The sequence below is a fragment of the Streptomyces sp. NBC_00104 genome, from assembly GCF_045160825.1.
Lineage (GTDB): Bacteria > Actinomycetota > Actinomycetes > Streptomycetales > Streptomycetaceae > Streptomyces.
This window is the reverse complement of the sequence record NZ_CP108215.1, coordinates 10,217,107-10,232,400: the sequence shown is the minus strand read 5'-3', so window position 1 is coordinate 10,232,400 and position 15,294 is coordinate 10,217,107. Positions and strand designations below refer to the sequence as shown.

At 71.1% G+C, this 15,294-nt stretch carries 12 protein-coding genes; 7 read left to right on the top strand and 5 right to left on the bottom strand.

The genetic code is table 11. The features are described from left to right. Positions 1-5: 5 nt before the first annotated feature. The 3 genes from OG272_RS44740 to OG272_RS44730 form a co-directional block, all read right to left on the bottom strand. Positions 6-1,595 (bottom strand): hypothetical protein, encoded by a 1,590-nt coding sequence (locus tag OG272_RS44740; RefSeq protein ID WP_327726401.1) that lies wholly within the window; start codon positions 1,593-1,595, stop codon positions 6-8. Positions 1,596-1,802: 207 nt separating this feature from the next. Further along, positions 1,803-2,108, bottom strand: coding sequence for a hypothetical protein (locus OG272_RS44735; RefSeq protein ID WP_327726402.1), 306 nt, complete (start codon positions 2,106-2,108; stop codon positions 1,803-1,805). Positions 2,109-2,208: 100 nt separating this feature from the next. Then, complete coding sequence (locus OG272_RS44730) at positions 2,209-4,230, bottom strand: DUF1996 domain-containing protein (RefSeq protein WP_327732039.1); 2,022 nt, start codon at positions 4,228-4,230, stop codon at positions 2,209-2,211. Between the two features lie 329 nt (positions 4,231-4,559). Here OG272_RS44730 and OG272_RS44725 point away from each other — a divergent pair, with 329 nt between their 5' ends. The 3 genes from OG272_RS44725 to OG272_RS44715 all read left to right on the top strand — a co-directional run bounded on the left by OG272_RS44725 (position 4,560) and on the right by OG272_RS44715 (position 9,185). Next, positions 4,560-7,337, top strand: coding sequence for a SpoIIE family protein phosphatase (locus OG272_RS44725; protein ID WP_326573954.1), 2,778 nt, complete (start codon positions 4,560-4,562; stop codon positions 7,335-7,337). A gap of 62 nt (positions 7,338-7,399) precedes the next feature. Then, a complete protein-coding gene (locus OG272_RS44720; protein ID WP_326573955.1) occupies positions 7,400-8,287 on the top strand; it encodes a Gfo/Idh/MocA family oxidoreductase in 888 nt (295 codons plus the stop codon). Between the two features lie 106 nt (positions 8,288-8,393). Continuing rightward, entirely contained in the window at positions 8,394-9,185 is a 792-nt protein-coding gene (locus OG272_RS44715) for a hypothetical protein (protein WP_327726403.1), read from the top strand. A gap of 33 nt (positions 9,186-9,218) precedes the next feature. Here the strand turns inward: OG272_RS44715 and OG272_RS44710 are convergent, their stop codons facing one another. After that, positions 9,219-10,001, bottom strand: coding sequence for an alpha/beta fold hydrolase (locus OG272_RS44710; protein ID WP_328224571.1), 783 nt, complete (start codon positions 9,999-10,001; stop codon positions 9,219-9,221). 147 nt (positions 10,002-10,148) lie between these two features. Between OG272_RS44710 and OG272_RS44705 the strand changes: the two genes are divergently transcribed. Together OG272_RS44705 and OG272_RS44700 are read left to right on the top strand one after the other, a co-directional pair. Further along, positions 10,149-11,114 carry a DUF1152 domain-containing protein gene (locus OG272_RS44705; protein WP_327726404.1) on the top strand — a complete coding sequence of 322 codons (966 nt, stop codon included), beginning with the start codon at positions 10,149-10,151 and terminating at the stop codon, positions 11,112-11,114. Positions 11,115-11,143: 29 nt separating this feature from the next. Further along, entirely contained in the window at positions 11,144-12,127 is a 984-nt protein-coding gene (locus tag OG272_RS44700) for an aldo/keto reductase (RefSeq protein ID WP_405895896.1), read from the top strand. A gap of 359 nt (positions 12,128-12,486) precedes the next feature. Here the strand turns inward: OG272_RS44700 and OG272_RS44695 are convergent, their stop codons facing one another. Next, positions 12,487-12,972 carry a hypothetical protein gene (locus OG272_RS44695; RefSeq protein ID WP_326573965.1) on the bottom strand — a complete coding sequence of 162 codons (486 nt, stop codon included), beginning with the start codon at positions 12,970-12,972 and terminating at the stop codon, positions 12,487-12,489. Positions 12,973-13,151: 179 nt separating this feature from the next. Here OG272_RS44695 and OG272_RS44690 point away from each other — a divergent pair, with 179 nt between their 5' ends. Next, entirely contained in the window at positions 13,152-14,516 is a 1,365-nt protein-coding gene (locus tag OG272_RS44690) for an FAD-dependent oxidoreductase (RefSeq protein WP_326573967.1), read from the top strand. A gap of 144 nt (positions 14,517-14,660) precedes the next feature. Then, positions 14,661-15,281: an L-threonylcarbamoyladenylate synthase gene (locus OG272_RS44685; RefSeq protein WP_033528678.1), complete on the top strand. Its 621-nt coding sequence runs from the start codon at positions 14,661-14,663 to the stop codon at positions 15,279-15,281. Positions 15,282-15,294: the final 13 nt, after the last annotated feature.

Sequence of the window (15,294 nt, the reverse complement as noted above, 5' to 3'; positions counted from 1 at the left end):
GTGCGTCAGGAGTTCAGGCCGTAGCCCGAGGTCACGTAGGCGCACTCTGTGTAGATGTAGCCCGACTCCAGCTTGGCGGTGTCGGAGGCGGCGCTGGACGCGCTGTCACCCTTCGGCTTGTGCAGGAAGTACGTGGTGCCGACCGGGAGGCTGATCGTGCGCTGCGGGTAGTTGTCGTTGCCGCTGCACGGCTTGAAGCTGGGGTTCAGCGTGCTGCTCCAGTCGTAGCTGGAACAGCTGCCGCAGCCCTTCAGGGTGAAGGTGCCGGTCACCGGGCCCGTGTACATGACCTGGATCTCGTCGGGGCTGTCGTTCTTGACCGTGACGGAGATGCTGCCGCCGGAGCGTGTGGTGGGCAGCTTCTTGCCCGCCTCCGGGACCTCCTGCGCGATCTCGGCGGCGATCGCTATCTTCTTCGCGCGCGGCGCGTTCTTGTGCTTCTTGTTGGCGTCGACGAAGTCGTTCATCGAGGTCACCGCCTCGGCGAAGTCGCCGTCCCGGTACTGGTCCACGCCGCAGGTGTAGACGCCCGCGGACGCCGAGTCCTCGGCCCGTCCGGCGTCGGCGGCGAGGGCGTCGGCCACGCCGGCCTTGTCCCCCGGCAGCGCCTTGACCTGGGAGCCGAGCGTCTCCAGCTGGTCCACGGCGGTGCACGGGTCGTCGCCGCCCACGGCCTTGACCGCCTTGTCCACGGCCCGCTTGACGTCCGGCTCGACCTTCGCCGCCTGGTCCGAGTCGGGGAACGTGGTGAGGAGGTCGCTGAACTGGTCCTGCCAGCCGGCCGTGCCGCCCGCCAGACCGGCGGAGGCACACTCGTACAGCGAGGTGGCGAGCCGGTCGTCGGGCCAGGTCGCCAGCGAGCCGAGGTCCTTCTTGCTCACGGTCTGCGGGACCGTGCGCAGGTACTCGAGGGGAGCGACCGCGTCACAGTACTCCTGCTCCTCGTAGGGCGCGCCGACCGTCGTGTAGAAGGTCTTCATCCGGTCGGGGACCTTCTCGGCCGCTCGGGAGTCGGGGTGGTCGGTGCTGAGGTCGTCGTATGCGGTGAGGGCTTTGCGGTACTCGGACTGGGTCGTGGAGAAGGACTCGCCGGAGGCCTTGTTCACCAGGTCGTCGGCCTTCTCCAGCCGGTCCAGGAGCATCTCCTCGACGGCTTCCTTCCGCGCGGTCTCGTAGAGCAGACCGCTCGCGACCGGTACGCCGAGGAGGAGGACGCCGAGCACGATGGCGAGCGGGGACTGCGCGGGCCACACCAGGCGGTTGCGCAGGCCCAGGAAGGCACTGTGGACGGCGACGAGGAGGAGGAACAGGCCGTAGACGGTGAGGGTGGCGCCCGAGACGCCGTCAGGGTCGGCCGGCAGCACCGTGAAGAGCAGGAGACCGGTGGCCACCCAGCACACCAGCATCAGAAGGGGACGCCGCATCAGGGCATAGCCGAGCCCGAGACCGCTGAGGTTCAGCAGGCCCACCCCGACGGCCCGCCAGCCGTCCGCCGGGCCGGGCGGCGGCCCCGGTGGCATGGGCGGGACGGGCGGCACGACGAAGCTGTGGCTCCAGCCGTCCTGGTCTCTTACACCGTACTGATCCCCGGACATCTCGGATCCCCCCGTCAACTCCACCCGCATGCTTACGAATTGTCAGTGTACGGCCGAAACTCGATGCCGCGACAGGTGATTCTCGGGCGCCGGCAGAGATCGATTTCCATTCGTGACCACCGCCCGGGAGATGGCGCGAAAGCGTCGTCCGCACCGCCCGTCGGTGCGTGAAAGGTACAGGTCCCACAGCCTGTTGACGCACGGGGGTCACCGCCCGGTTCGCTCGACGAGCGGGGTTTTTTCCGCCCCCGGTCCGGGATCCGCACAGGGTCGTACGGGGCGCGGCCGGCGTGGGCGGTAGCGGTGACCGCTCCCAAAGGCGGCCTCCCCGAGGGTGGCCGATCCGACGGCCGGGCTTCCGGCGATCGCCGCGCCGAGCGCCGGTGTCACGGGCAGGGAGGTGTCTGCGCCGCTTTCCGAGCCCAGCCGTGCGGCCACCCTGGCCATGAGCACCACGGCGGCCGACGCCACATCGCCGAGCAGCGGCAGCCGCCGGGCCCGGACCTCCGCCATGCTCCGCCCCGAGTCCGAGTCATCGGATACAGGTCGATTCCCGTTCGGACCGACCAGGTTGGCGGAGCATGGGGATCGCGTCCGGACGGCCGTCCCGGGGTCAGTAGCCCCTGCGGCTGACCCGGCGGAGCAGGACGACTCCGGCGAGCACGGCCACGCCGCCGATCATGGTGGGCCACAACTGCGCCCCGGTCTCGGCGAGGTCGCCCGTAGCCGACTCGGACCCCTGCGATCCGGGCTGTCCGGCGGCCGACGGGATGTTGGCGACGGGCGTCGTCTGCTCGGGGGCCACGGCCGCGTCGCCGCCGTCCCCGGCGTTGTCCGCGCCCTTGTCGCCGCCCTCGCCCCCGGCGGCGTTGCCGCGCTGGGTCGCCTTCAACGAGCCGAGGACCTGGGGCTCCTTGTCGCCGCCCTGGTTCGCCTCGTCGTCACCGCCGCCGGGTGCCTGAGCGGTCTCGGTGGGCTCGGCCGTGTTCTCGTCCTGGTTCTCGTTCTGGCCCTGGTCCTGGCCCTGGTCCTGGTCGCCGCCGGGCTGCTCCTGGTCCTGGCCGTCGTTCTGGTCCTGGTCCTGGCCGTCGTTCTGGTCCTGGTCGTTGCCCGGCTGCTCCTGGCCCTGGCCCTGGTCATCGCCCTGACCGGCGTCGCCGCCGTCGCCCTGGTCGTCACCATCGCCCTGGTCACCGCCGACGTCGGCCGCGTCGCACTCGCGACCGTCGTTGATGCAGTCCACCATCTCCCGCATCAGGTCCTCGTCGAAGACGTTGATGAAGTCGCCGTGGTCGGTGACGGCCTTGTGGAGCTGCTCGGGGAAGGAGTCCACGGCGAACAGCGGGGTCGTACGGCCGCCGTCCTGGAGGCTCGGGGCGTCGACGTCGTAGACGATGCGCTGGACCAGCTGCGGAATGGCCTTGAAGCCGGCGGCACAGCTGCCGTCCGCGGCGGCGAAGGCCACGTGGGTGCGGTGGTTGGCGCTGTCGATGTTGCGGCCGTCCCAGCAGCTCTGGAACTTGAAGGTACGCACGACGTCGCTGCCGGAGGGGCAGAGCGGGTACTTGTCCTTCAGCTGCCGGTCCTCGAAGCCGGTGCAGCTCCAGGACGCGTTGGCGTTGGCCGTGCCGTTGACGAAGGCCTTGGCGTCGCCGGTGATGATGCGCAGCAGCCGCGGCATCTCCGCGACCTCACCGCGCGGGCTGCCCTCGAACGTCATCGTGACGTCCTTGGGCGTCACGATCTCACCGGCGTTGCCCTCGATGCCGCCGCCGGGAGAGTTGGCGTCCTGCTCGGCGGTGCCGTTCTGGAGGCGGATCACCGGCCAGAAGTACGAGGACTTGTCGCCCTGGTTCTCACAGCTGGTGTCGGCGGCGGCGAGGTCCTCGTCGCTGGCGAACGCGCTGTTGCCCTGGTTGCCGACGTAGTCGTGGAAGTGGTGGGCTCCGTTGGAGACACCCGGGGCGACGATGACGTTGTCCGAGTTGAACACGCCATTGGCGTTCACACCGCAGGCCGTGCTGAAGCTGCCGGTCGAGCCCTGCCGGCCGCCCTCGTTCCGCGCGTTCGGCTGGACGGAGGTGATGTCGGCGTAGTCCGCGGCCACCGGCCCGTTGCCCGCCTGACCGCCGTTGCCCTGCTGGTCCTGACCGTCCTGCTGGTCGCCCTGGTCCTGCCCGTCACCACCGTCGTTCTGACCGGCGTCGTTCTGGTCACCGCCGTCCTGCTCGCCACCGTTCTGGCCGGCGTTCTGGTTCTCGGCGGGGCGCAGTTCACAGGCGGCGAGGGAGTCGAGCCCGTCGGGGCGGTCCCCGACGCGGTCGATGGCGATCGCGATCCGCTCGATCGTCGCGCCCCGCTTCTCCTTCAACGGGTTCATGATCGCGTTGTCGGCGAAGCCGCTGTCCTGCTGCTGGGCCTGCACGGAGTTCTGCAGCCGCTGGTAGGCCTCGGCTATCTGCTGGTCCAGGGCGGCGAGTTCCTTGTCGACCTCCGCCCGCGCCCCGTCGGGCACCTCCGTCAGTTCGCCGCCGACGTCCGGGCAGTCGATCGTGCCGGCGGCGGAATTGACCTGCTGGACGGAGTCGTCGGGCGAGCCGTCCTCGGTGGCCGACGCGTAGACGTTGACGACCACGAGCCCGCCTCCGCCCAAGATCAGCGCGATCGCGGCAGAGGTCGCGCGCCGTGCTCCTGATGGGCGTCTGCGCCTGGTGGTGCGTCCCACGGATAGCTCCTACAACGTCGTGGCCGAGTCCGGGCATGAAGAACCCCAGCCCCATACGGAGCCGGACCCCGGTGCGTTCAAGCGCCGCGTGAATTCACAGGAATCTCATGGGAAGAGGCACGTCACAGGTGGTCAAAGCACCCACGGGTGTTCTCCCGGCCGTACGGGCGACGGCACCGACCGTGACAGGGCGTGACCCCCTCTCGCTTCAGGGCGCGGGGCAGTGTAGACATGGGCACATGGTCCGTCTCCTGGGTCGATCTCGCTCTCAGTCGACCCGCCGTCCCCAGGGCCGGCCTACGCAGGGCCGGGACGACCGCGCCCGGCGGGTACCGCACGGATCGAACGGCGGCGCAAGTCCGGAGCCGGAACACGGATGGGGCCCGCTCGCGGGGCTGCGATCGGCGCTGAGCGGCCGCAGTGTCGCCGGGCAGGTGTTCCTGCTGCAGGTCGTGATCGTGCTGGTCCTGGTCGTGTCGGCCGTGGTGGCGCTGGTCCTGCAGGTACGGCACGACAGCACCAAGGAAGCGCACAACCGTTCGCTCGCCGTGGCGGAGACGTTCGCCAACGCGCCGGGCACCCGGGAGGCGCTGAACGCGGACGATCCGACGGCGGTGCTCCAGCCGAGGGCCGAGGCCGCCCGGGTCCAGTCCAAGGTGGACTTCATCGTCGTCATGAACACCGACGGGATCCGCTACACCCATCCGAAGCCGGACCGCATCGGCAAGCAGTTCGTCGGCACGATCGAACCCGCGCTCAAGGGCGAGTCCTTCACCGAGGACATCAACGGGACCCTCGGCCCGCTCGTCCAGGCCGTGGTGCCGATCAAGGATCCCGACGGCACGGTCGTGGGTTTGGTCTCGGCCGGGATCACCACCGAGAACGTGGGCGGCGTCGCGGAACAGCAGTTGCCCCTCGTGCTGGCCGCCGCCGCGGCGGCCCTCGCCCTGGCCACGGCGGGCACGGCGCTCGTCAGCAAGCGGCTCCTGCGCCAGACCCATGGCCTCGGCCCCTCCGAGATGACCCGCATGTACGAGCACCACGACGCGGTGCTGCACGCCGTGCGGGAGGGTGTGATCATCATCGGCGGGGGCGGCCGGCTGCTGCTCGCCAACGACGAGGCGCACCGCCTGCTGGACCTGCCCACGGACGCCGAGGGGCAGGACGTCCTCGCCCTGGGCCTCGAACCGCACATGGCCGATCTGCTGGCCTCGGGCCGCGTCGCCAACGACGAGGTGCACCTCGTGGGCGACCGGCTGATCGCGGTCAACCAGCGTGCCACGGATCTGCAGGGCGAGCCCTCCGGCAGCGTCGCCACGCTCCGCGACTCCACCGAGCTGCGCGCCCTGTCCGGCCGCGCGGAGGCCGCCCGGGAGCGCCTGAGGCTGCTCTACGACGCCGGAGTGGGCGTGGGTACCGGCCTGGACGTGACCCGTACCGCCGAGGAGCTGGCGGAGGTGGCCGTGCCCCGGTTCGCGGACTTCGTCACCGTCGATCTCGCTCCGGCCGCGCTCAGCGGCGACGAGCCCGAGTCGGCCACCACGCTGCGCCGCACGGCGTTCAGCGGGATCCGCAAGGACGCGCCGCTGTACAAGGTGGGCGAGAGGATCGACCTGGTCCCCTCCTCGCCCCAGGCCGGCAGCATCGACAGCGGCAGTTCGACCCTCGTGGCCGACCTCAGCCGGGCACCCGGCTGGCGGGCGCAGGACCTGGAACGGTCCGCGCAGGTCGTCGAGTACGGCATCCACTCGCTGATCACCGTGCCGTTGCGCGTGGGCCAGTTGGTGATGGGTGTCGCCAACTTCTGGCGCTCGGAGAAGCCCGAGCCGTTCGACCAGGAGGAGCTGGCCCTCGCCGAGGAACTGGTCGCCCGCGCGGCGGTCTCCATCGACAACGCGCGCCGCTACACCCGCGAGCACACCATGGCCGAGACCCTGCAGCGCAGCCTGCTGCCACGCAACCTTCCCGAGCAGAGCGCCCTGGACGTCGCCTACCGCTATCTGCCCGCGCAGGCCGGGGTGGGCGGGGACTGGTTCGACGTACTGCCCCTGTCCGGCACCCGGGTCGCGGTCGTCGTGGGCGACGTCGTCGGCCACGGACTGCACGCCGCGGCCACGATGGGACGGCTGCGCACCGCGGTCCACAACTTCACCGCGCTGGACCTGCCGCCGGACGAGATCCTCGGCCTGTTGGACGAGATGGTCAGCCGTATCGACCAGGACGAGGCGGTGCTCGACGGCACGGCGCCCATCACCGGGGCGACCTGTCTGTACGCGATCTACGACCCGGTGTCGCGGCGCTGCACCGTCGCCCGCGCGGGCCATCCGCCGCTCGCGGTGGCCCGGCCCGACGGCACGGTCGACTTCCCCGAGGTGCCGGCCGGTCCGCCGCTCGGTCTGGGCGGGCTGCCCTTCGAGACGGCCGAGCTGGACCTCGACGAGGGCAGCCGACTGGTGTTGTACACCGACGGGCTCGTCGAGGACCGGGAACGGGACATCGACGACGGCCTCGAACTGCTGCGCACCGCGCTGGCCGGGGCCGACGCCTCACCGCAGGGCACCTGTGAGGCCGTGCTCGACGCGCTGCCGCCGAGCCGGGCGAGCGACGACATCGCGCTGATCGTCGCCCGCACCCGCGCGCTGGACACCGGGCGCGTCGTCGAGTGGGAGGTCCCCGGCGACCCGGCGGCCGTCGCCCGGGCACGCTCCGACGCCACCCGGCAGCTGGCCGAATGGGGTCTGGAGGAGCTGGAGTTCACCACCGAGCTGATCCTCAGCGAGCTGGTCACCAACGCCATCCGCTACGGTGGCGGTCCCATCCGGGTCCGTCTCATCCACGACCGCCAGTTGATCTGCGAGGTCACCGACGGCAGTCACACCTCGCCCCATCTGCGGTACGCCGCCACGACCGACGAGGGCGGCCGAGGCCTCTACCTCATCGCCCAGCTCACCCAGCGCTGGGGCACCCGCTACTCCCCCACCGGCAAGACCATCTGGACCGAACAGGCACTGCCCTGAAGGTCGTCGGACAGCCCTGTCCCGAAGGACAGGGCTCCCACCGCGCAAGGAGAGACCGGAGCATGCGTATAGGACTGCTCGGAACAGGGCCGTGGGCCGAGATGGCCTACGCCCCCGCGCTGAGCGCGCACCAGGAGCTGGACTTCGCGGGGGTGTGGGGCAGGCGCCCGGAGGCGGCCAAGGAACTGGCCGACCGGCACGGCGGTCTGCCCGTCTACGAGGACGTCGACGCCCTCTTCGCCGACGTGGACGCGGTCGCCGTGGCCCTGCCGCCCTCCGTCCAGGCACCGCTCGCGGTGCGTGCCGCCCGGGCCGGCTGCCATCTGCTGCTCGACAAGCCTCTGTCGACGGACGTCCAGCAGGGGCGGGCCGTCGTCGAGGCGGTCGAGGAGGCCCAGGTCGCCTCCGTCGTCTTCTTCACCGCCCGTTTCCAGACCGCGATCGACACGTGGATCACCGAACAGGCCGCCGGTGGAGGCTGGTTCACCGGCCGTGCGGAGTGGTTCGGGTCGCTGTTCGACGACGAGAGCGACAGCCCCTTCGCGGCCTCGCCGTGGCGACGGGAGAAGGGGGCCCTGTGGGATGTGGGCCCGCACGCCCTGTCCGTGCTGCTGCCGGTCCTCGGGGACGTCGAGAAGGTGGCCGCCGCCGTGCGCGGGCCGAGGGACACGGTCCATCTGGTCCTCCTGCACACCGGCGGGGCGTTCAGCACGGTCACCCTCAGCCTCACCGCCCCGTCCGCGGCCTCCGGCGCCACGGTCGAGCTGCGCGGCCGGACCGGGACGACCGTACTGCCCACGTCCGACGAAGGTGCCGTACCGGCTCTCGTACGGGCGGGGGACGCGCTGCTGGCGGCTGCCCGTAGTGGCCGCCCGCATCCGTGCGACGCCGCGTTCGCGCTGCGGGTGACGGAGCTACTGGCCACCGCGGAAGGGCAGTTGACCGGCTGATACGCCCGACTCCCGGGCCTGCGTTCAAGTTTGAGTTCCACCGATACCGGACATCGTTCGGTGGCGGGCACGCCTTCGCCTCGCGCGTTTCGGTGAGGAGGTGCCCGTGAGCGCGACGGACGGGAACGCCGCCGAGCCCCTGCGGCGCAGGGTGGCGGCCGGGCAGAAGGACCAGGACGCGCGGACGGTCATGCGGCTGCGCCTGGGGGTCGGGGCGATCGGTGTCCTGCTGCCCCTGGCGCTGCCGGCGGGCAACTGGATCGCGGCGCGGCTCGACGGCCGGACCGGGGAGGACGCCTGGCCCGGTTCCATGAGCGGCGCGTACTACACCGCCACCCGCGACATCTTCGTCGGCGCGCTGTGCGCCCTCGGGATCTTCCTGATCGTCTATCGCTTCAACAGGTTCAACGACGTCCTGGGCACGATCGCCGGAGCCTGCGCCCTCGGCGTCGCCCTCTTCCCCACCGCGCCGGGCTCCGGAGGCGACGCGGGTCAGCAGACGGCCTCCGTGTTCCACCAGGTCTTCGCCGTCGCCCTGTTGACCGCGATGGCGGCCTTCTGCCTGTTCATGTACGGGGCTCCGGGCATCAAGGAACGGTCCTATGTGCGGCGCCCCTACCTCGTGGCCGGTGTGCTGATCCTCGTCTTCATGGCACTCGCCGTCACCGCGGCGGCCACCAAGGTGGGCGACGACTGGCTGGTCACGCCCCTGTACCTGTGCGAGTGGCTCTCCGTCTGGTCCTTCGGCTTCGCCTGGACGGGCGCCGCCCTGTCCCTCGCCGCGGACATCGACCGGCTGCCCAGGACCCGCGCGCTCGTCGGCGCCGTACTCGGCCGGCCGCGCTCCCTCGGTGGCCTCCTCGGCCGGGGGAAGGCACGCTCGCGCGAGGCGGTGTGACCACACCCGGCCGGTCCCGGTCGACGGCGGGGCTCAGGGGCGGGCGCCGGTGAGGAAGCGGTCCAGGGTGGCGGTCAGCTCCGCCGGCTTCTCCACCGGGAGTTCGTGGCCGGCGTCCAGGATGCGCACTTCGGCGTCCTGGTAGGCCTTGGCCATGCGGAGCATCTGGGAGACGGGGAGCTGGATGTCGTGATAGCCGTGCACGAGGAGCGTGGGCGTGCCGATCTCGCCGAGGCGGTCGAGGACGTCGAAGGCGCGCATGGCGCCGTACAGGGTCATGACGACCTCGCGCGGGGTGGCCGAGGAGGCGCGGATGTACTCGCGGATCTCCTCGCGGGGGTAGCCGGGGGCGAAGGCCCGCTGGATGTTGGCGGCGACGAACAGCTTGAAGGGGACGCGGGCGGAGGCCGCCATGAGCAGGCCACGGCCCCGGCTGTAGGTCATGCGGCCGATGGAGTTGACCAGCACCAGGCGCTCCACCCGCTCGGGGTGGGCGAGGGTGATGGTCTGGGAGATCATGCCGCCCATGGAGTGGCCGACGAGGACGAACCGCTCGATCTCCAGGTGATCGAGGAGGGCGAGCACGTCTGTCGCCAGTTCCTCGATCGTGCGCACCCCGGCGCCGCTGCTCTCGCCGTGGCCGCGCAGGTCGAGCCGGATCACTCGGCGCTTCTCGGCGAAGTGCGCCACCTGGTGGTCCCAGCGGTGCCGGTTCGCGGTCCAGCCGTGGACGAACACCAGGGGCACGCCGTCGCCTTCGCGGGGGCCCTCGTCGTCGTACGTCAGCGCGGCGCCGTCGACTTCGAGCTTCGGCATGGGGCCTCCTGCGGTGCGGTTGCGATGCGGCTGCGATGCGGTGCGGTTACTGATCGGTACGGTATCCGGCGGGTCGGCCTCGCGTCACCGTCGTTCACCCAGGAATATGAGAAGCCGTGCCGGTGGTCGACCTGTTAACTTCCCCCGGTGTTCTCCCTGCGACAACCCCCGTTCTTCACCCGGCTGCACGACGCGCGCCGCGTGCTCATAGCCGGTGCCGGTGGCGGGTTCGACGTCTACGCCGGCCTCCCTCTGGCCCTCGCCCTGCGGTCGGCGGGCAAGGAGGTCCATCTCGCGAACCTCTCCTTCGCCGATCTGTACGGCCTGAGCCTGGACGTGTGGCTCGAACAGGACGTCGCGGCCATCGGCCCGGACACCACGTTCCGGGGCGACTACTTCCCCGAGCAGTCCCTCGCCCGGTGGCTTGACCTGCACCGGCTGCCCAGCACGGTGTACGCGCTCTCCCGTACGGGCGTGGCGCCCCTGCGGGCCGCCTATCGCGCGCTCATCGACCATCTGGGCGGGGTGGACGCCGTCGTCCTGGTGGACGGCGGCACCGACATCCTGATGCGCGGAGACGAGCACGGGCTCGGCACGCCGGAGGAGGACATGGCGAGTCTGGGTGCCGTCGCCGGTCTCGACGAGGTCCCGCACCGGCTGGTGGCCTGCCTCGGCTTCGGCGTGGACTCCTACCACGGGGTCAACCACTCGCTGGTCCTGGAGAACCTGGCCGCGCTGGACCGCGACGGCGCCTATCTCGGCGCGTTCTCGCTGCCGCGCGACAGCCGCGAGGGCGCCCTCTACCTGGACGCGGTGGCCCACGCCCAGCGGTCCACGCCGCGCCACCCGAGCATCGTCAACGGCTCGATCGCGGCGGCCGTGCGGGGCGAGTTCGGCGACGTCCGGTTCACCGACCGGACCCGGAACAGCGAGCTGTTCATCAACCCGCTGATGGCGATGTACTTCTGCGTCGACGCGGTCGGCCTCGCCGGCCGCAACCTCTACCTCGACCAGCTGGAGAAGACCGAACTCACCCGGCAGATCAGCTCGCTCATCGCCGAGTTCCGGGACGAGCTGCCCCGGCAGCGCCGGCCGCGCGTCTTCCCGCATTGACCGTGCGGAACAGGTGACAGACTGACGCCATGGAAGAACGCGCATTCGGTAGGTCGGGTCAGCACGCGTCGGTGGTCGGTCTCGGCACATGGCAGCTGGGCGCCGACTGGGGAGACGTCGACGACAAGGAAGCCCTGGGGGTGCTGGAGGCGGCGGCCGAGTCGGGGGTGACCTTCTTCGACACGGCCGACGTCTACGGTGACGGGCGCAGCGAGCAGACCATCGCCACGTTCCTGCGGAGCAGGCCCGACCTCCATGTGTTCGTCGCGACGAAGATGGGCCGTCGCGTGGACCAGATCCCCGAGAACTACGTCCTCGACAACTTCCGGGCCTGGAACGACCGGTCCCGCCGCAACCTCGGCGTGGACCGCCTCGACCTGGTCCAGCTGCACTGCCCGCCCACGCCGGTCTACTCCTCGGACGAGGTGTTCGACGCCCTGGACACCCTGGTGGAGGAGGAGCGCGTCGCCGCGTACGGCGTCAGCGTGGAGACCTGTGCCGAGGCGCTGACGGCGATCGCCCGGCCGAACGTGGCGAGCGTGCAGATCATCCTCAACCCGTTCCGGATGAAGCCGCTCCTCGACGTCCTTCCGGCGGCCGAGAAGGCGGGGGTCGCGATCATCGCGCGTGTTCCGCTGGCCTCGGGGCTGCTGTCCGGCAAGTACACGAAGGACACGGTCTTCGCGGAGAACGACCACCGCACGTACAACCGGCACGGCGAGTCCTTCGACCAGGGCGAGACCTTCTCCGGCGTGGACTACGGCACGGGTGTCGAGGCCGCCGTCGAGTTCGCCGCGCTCGCCCCCGAGGGCTTCACCCCGGCCCAGCTGGCCCTGCGCTGGATCATCCAGCTGCCGGGCGTCACGACGGTCATCCCGGGCGCCCGCACCCCCGAGCAGGCCCGCGCCAACGCGTCCGCCGCCGCGCTGCCGCCGCTGACCGGCGAGACGCTCACGGCGATCCGGGAGCTGTACGACCGGCGCGTCAAGGAGCAGGTGGAAGGCCGCTGGTAGGGCGGTGGGGGTGAGGCCGACGGTGCCGCCACGCCGGACACGGCCCGGATGCAGCCGGGATACGGCCCGGTGGTCCGGCCGCGCAGGTGAGGCCGCGCAGGTGAGGCCGCGCAGCGGGGCCGCGCCTGCGCGTCCCCGACGGCACCGCGCGCCGCGTGAGGTCGGCAGACAAGGCGACGAAGCGGCGGGCGTTCGGATCGGCGAGGCCGCGTCGGGGCCGCGCTGCCCGGCCCGGCGGTCCCGTCGCCCGGACGTGTCCCTGCCACGCCCTCGCGCCGACCTGGCTCTCAGGCGCCGTCGCGCGGGAAGGAGCCCGGTGGGCCGCTTCCCGCGCGTGGTGTGGACGGTACGGCGGGCGCTTAGATGCGGCCGCCCGTGAGCCGGGTGAGCGGGCCCTGGACCTGGCGTCCGGACCGGCGGCCGACCGCGTAGGACGCGGCGGTCAGGGCGGTCAGGCCCGCGCCCACGCCGGCGGCGACGAGCTTGCGGTGGGCGATGACGGTCATGGCCGTCTTGGCGGTGGCGGCCACCTGGCCGGAGGCCTGCACCACCGCCTGGCGGCTCGCCTCGACGCCCTTGACCGCACTGTGCACGGCACTGCTCGTGCTGTCGGCGGCGCGCTTGGTCACGTCGGCCGCGCGTCCGGCACCGGCCTTGGTGGACGACGCGGCGTCGTCCACCTTGATCGCGGCCGTCTTCGCGGACTCGGTGGCCGGGGCCGTGGCCTTGCTGGTGGTGCGGCGGGCCTTGGCCGCCGCCGTCTCGGCGGACGCGGAGTTCTCGTTCGGGTCCTTGTTCGGTCGATTCATGGAAACCGCGTTGCCGTTCACCGCCAGGGCAAACACATCACGTCGACCCGGTCTTCCCGGACGGGCCGCGCGCACCTCCCCGGCGTCCACCCATTCCCCCGCATGGCATAAGATCGCCTTATGAGGTCATAGACCCGACCCGCGTACCTGGTAAGGGTTACCTTAGTTTAGGGTTGCCGACGAGTCGCTTTTCTCCGCTCGAAGGGAACCTGAACATGCCCCGCCCTCTGCGGGTAGCCATTGTCGGAGCCGGACCCGCCGGGATCTACGCCGCCGACGCGCTGCTGAAGTCCGACGTGGCCACCGAGCCCGGTGTGTCCATCGACCTCTACGAGCGGATGCCCGCCCCGTTCGGACTGATCCGTTACGGCGTGGCCCCCGACCACCCCCGCATCAAGGGCATCATCACGGCCCTGCACCAGGTGCTCGACAAGCCGCAGATCCGGCTGTTCGGCAACGTCGACTACCCGACGGACATCAACCTGGACGACCTGCGCGCGTTCTACGACGCCGTGATCTTCTCCACGGGCGCCACGGCCGACCGCGCGCTCGACATCCCCGGCATCGACCTCGACGGCTCGTACGGCGCGGCCGACTTCGTCTCCTGGTACGACGGCCACCCGGACGTCCCGCGCACCTGGCCCCTGGAGGCCGAGAAGGTCGCCGTCCTCGGTGTCGGCAACGTCGCCCTCGACGTGGCCCGTGTCCTCGCCAAGACGGCCGACGAACTGCTGCCGACCGAGATCCCCGCGAACGTCTACGAGGGCCTGAAGGCCAACAAGGCGCTGGAGGTCCACGTCTTCGGCCGCCGCGGCCCGGCGCAGGCGAAGTTCTCCCCGATGGAGCTGCGGGAGCTGGACCACTCCCCCAACATCGAGGTCATCGTCGACCCCGAGGACATCGACTACGACGAGGGCTCCATCGCGACCCGGCGCGGCAACAAGCAGGCCGACATGGTCGCCAAGACCCTGGAGAACTGGGCGATCCGCGACACCGGCGACCGCCCGCACAAGCTGTTCCTGCACTTCTTCGAGTCGCCCACCGAGATCCTCGGCGAGGACGGCAAGGTCGTCGGCCTGCGCACCGAGCGCACCGCCCTCGACGGCACCGGCAACGTCAAGGGCACCGGCGAGTTCAAGGACTGGGACGTCACCGGCGTCTACCGCGCGGTCGGCTACCTCTCGGACAAGCTGCCCAAGCTGCCCTGGGACGTCGAGACGGGCACCGTCCCGGACAAGGGCGGCCGGGTCATCGAGGAGACCGGCGCGCACCTGCAGTCGACGTACGTCACCGGCTGGATCCGGCGCGGTCCGGTCGGCCTCATCGGGCACACCAAGGGCGACGCCAACGAGACCGTCTCCAACCTCCTGGACGACTTCGCGAACGGCCGGCTGCACGAGCCGTCCGCGCCCGCCCCGGAGGACGTCGACGCCTTCCTCGCGGAGCGGAACGTCCGCTTCACGACGTGGGAGGGCTGGTACCAGCTCGACGCCGCCGAGAAGGCGCTGGGTGAGCCGCAGGGCCGCGCACGCGTGAAGATCGTCGAGCGTGAGGACATGCTGCGGGCCAGCGGCGCGTAGCGCTCGCGAAGAGCGTGGGGGGCTGTGCGACCGTGGTCCGGCTACGGGTGGTTCGTGGCTGGTCGCGCAGTTCCCCGCGCCCCTTCGAGGGGGCCTGCGGCCCCAAGAGCAGGCGCGCGCCCCCCGGAGGCATAAGCTCGTCCAATGGCCAAGTACTACGACGTGCACCCCGACAACCCTCAGCCGCGTGCCATCGGGCAGGTGGCCGACAGCATCCGTCAGGGTGGGCTCATCGCGTATCCGACGGACTCCTGCTTCGCGCTGGGGTGCCAGCTGGGCAGTCGTGATGGCATCGAGCGGATCCGTACGATCCGGCAGCTCGACGACCGTCACCACTTCACCCTGGTGTGCGAGAACTTCGCGCAGCTGGGCCAGTTCGTGCACGTCGACAACGACGTGTTCCGTGCCGTGAAGGCGTCGACGCCCGGCAGTTACACCTTCATCCTCCCCGCGACCAGGGAGGTGCCCCGCAAGCTCCTGCACCCCAAGAAGAAGACCGTCGGGGTGCGCATCCCCGACCACCGGGTGGCCCAGGCGCTGCTCGCGGAGCTCGGCGAGCCGCTCGTCTCCAGCACCCTGCTGCTGCCCGACGAGGAGGAGCCGCTGACGCAGGGCTGGGAGATCAAGGAACGTCTCGACTACCTGGTCGACGCGGTGGTGGACTCCGGCGACTGCGGTACGGAGCCGACGACCGTCATCGACTTCTCCAGCGGCGAGGCCGAGATCATCCGCAAGGGCGCGGGCGACACCTCACGCTTCGAGTGACGGCCGGGCCCCC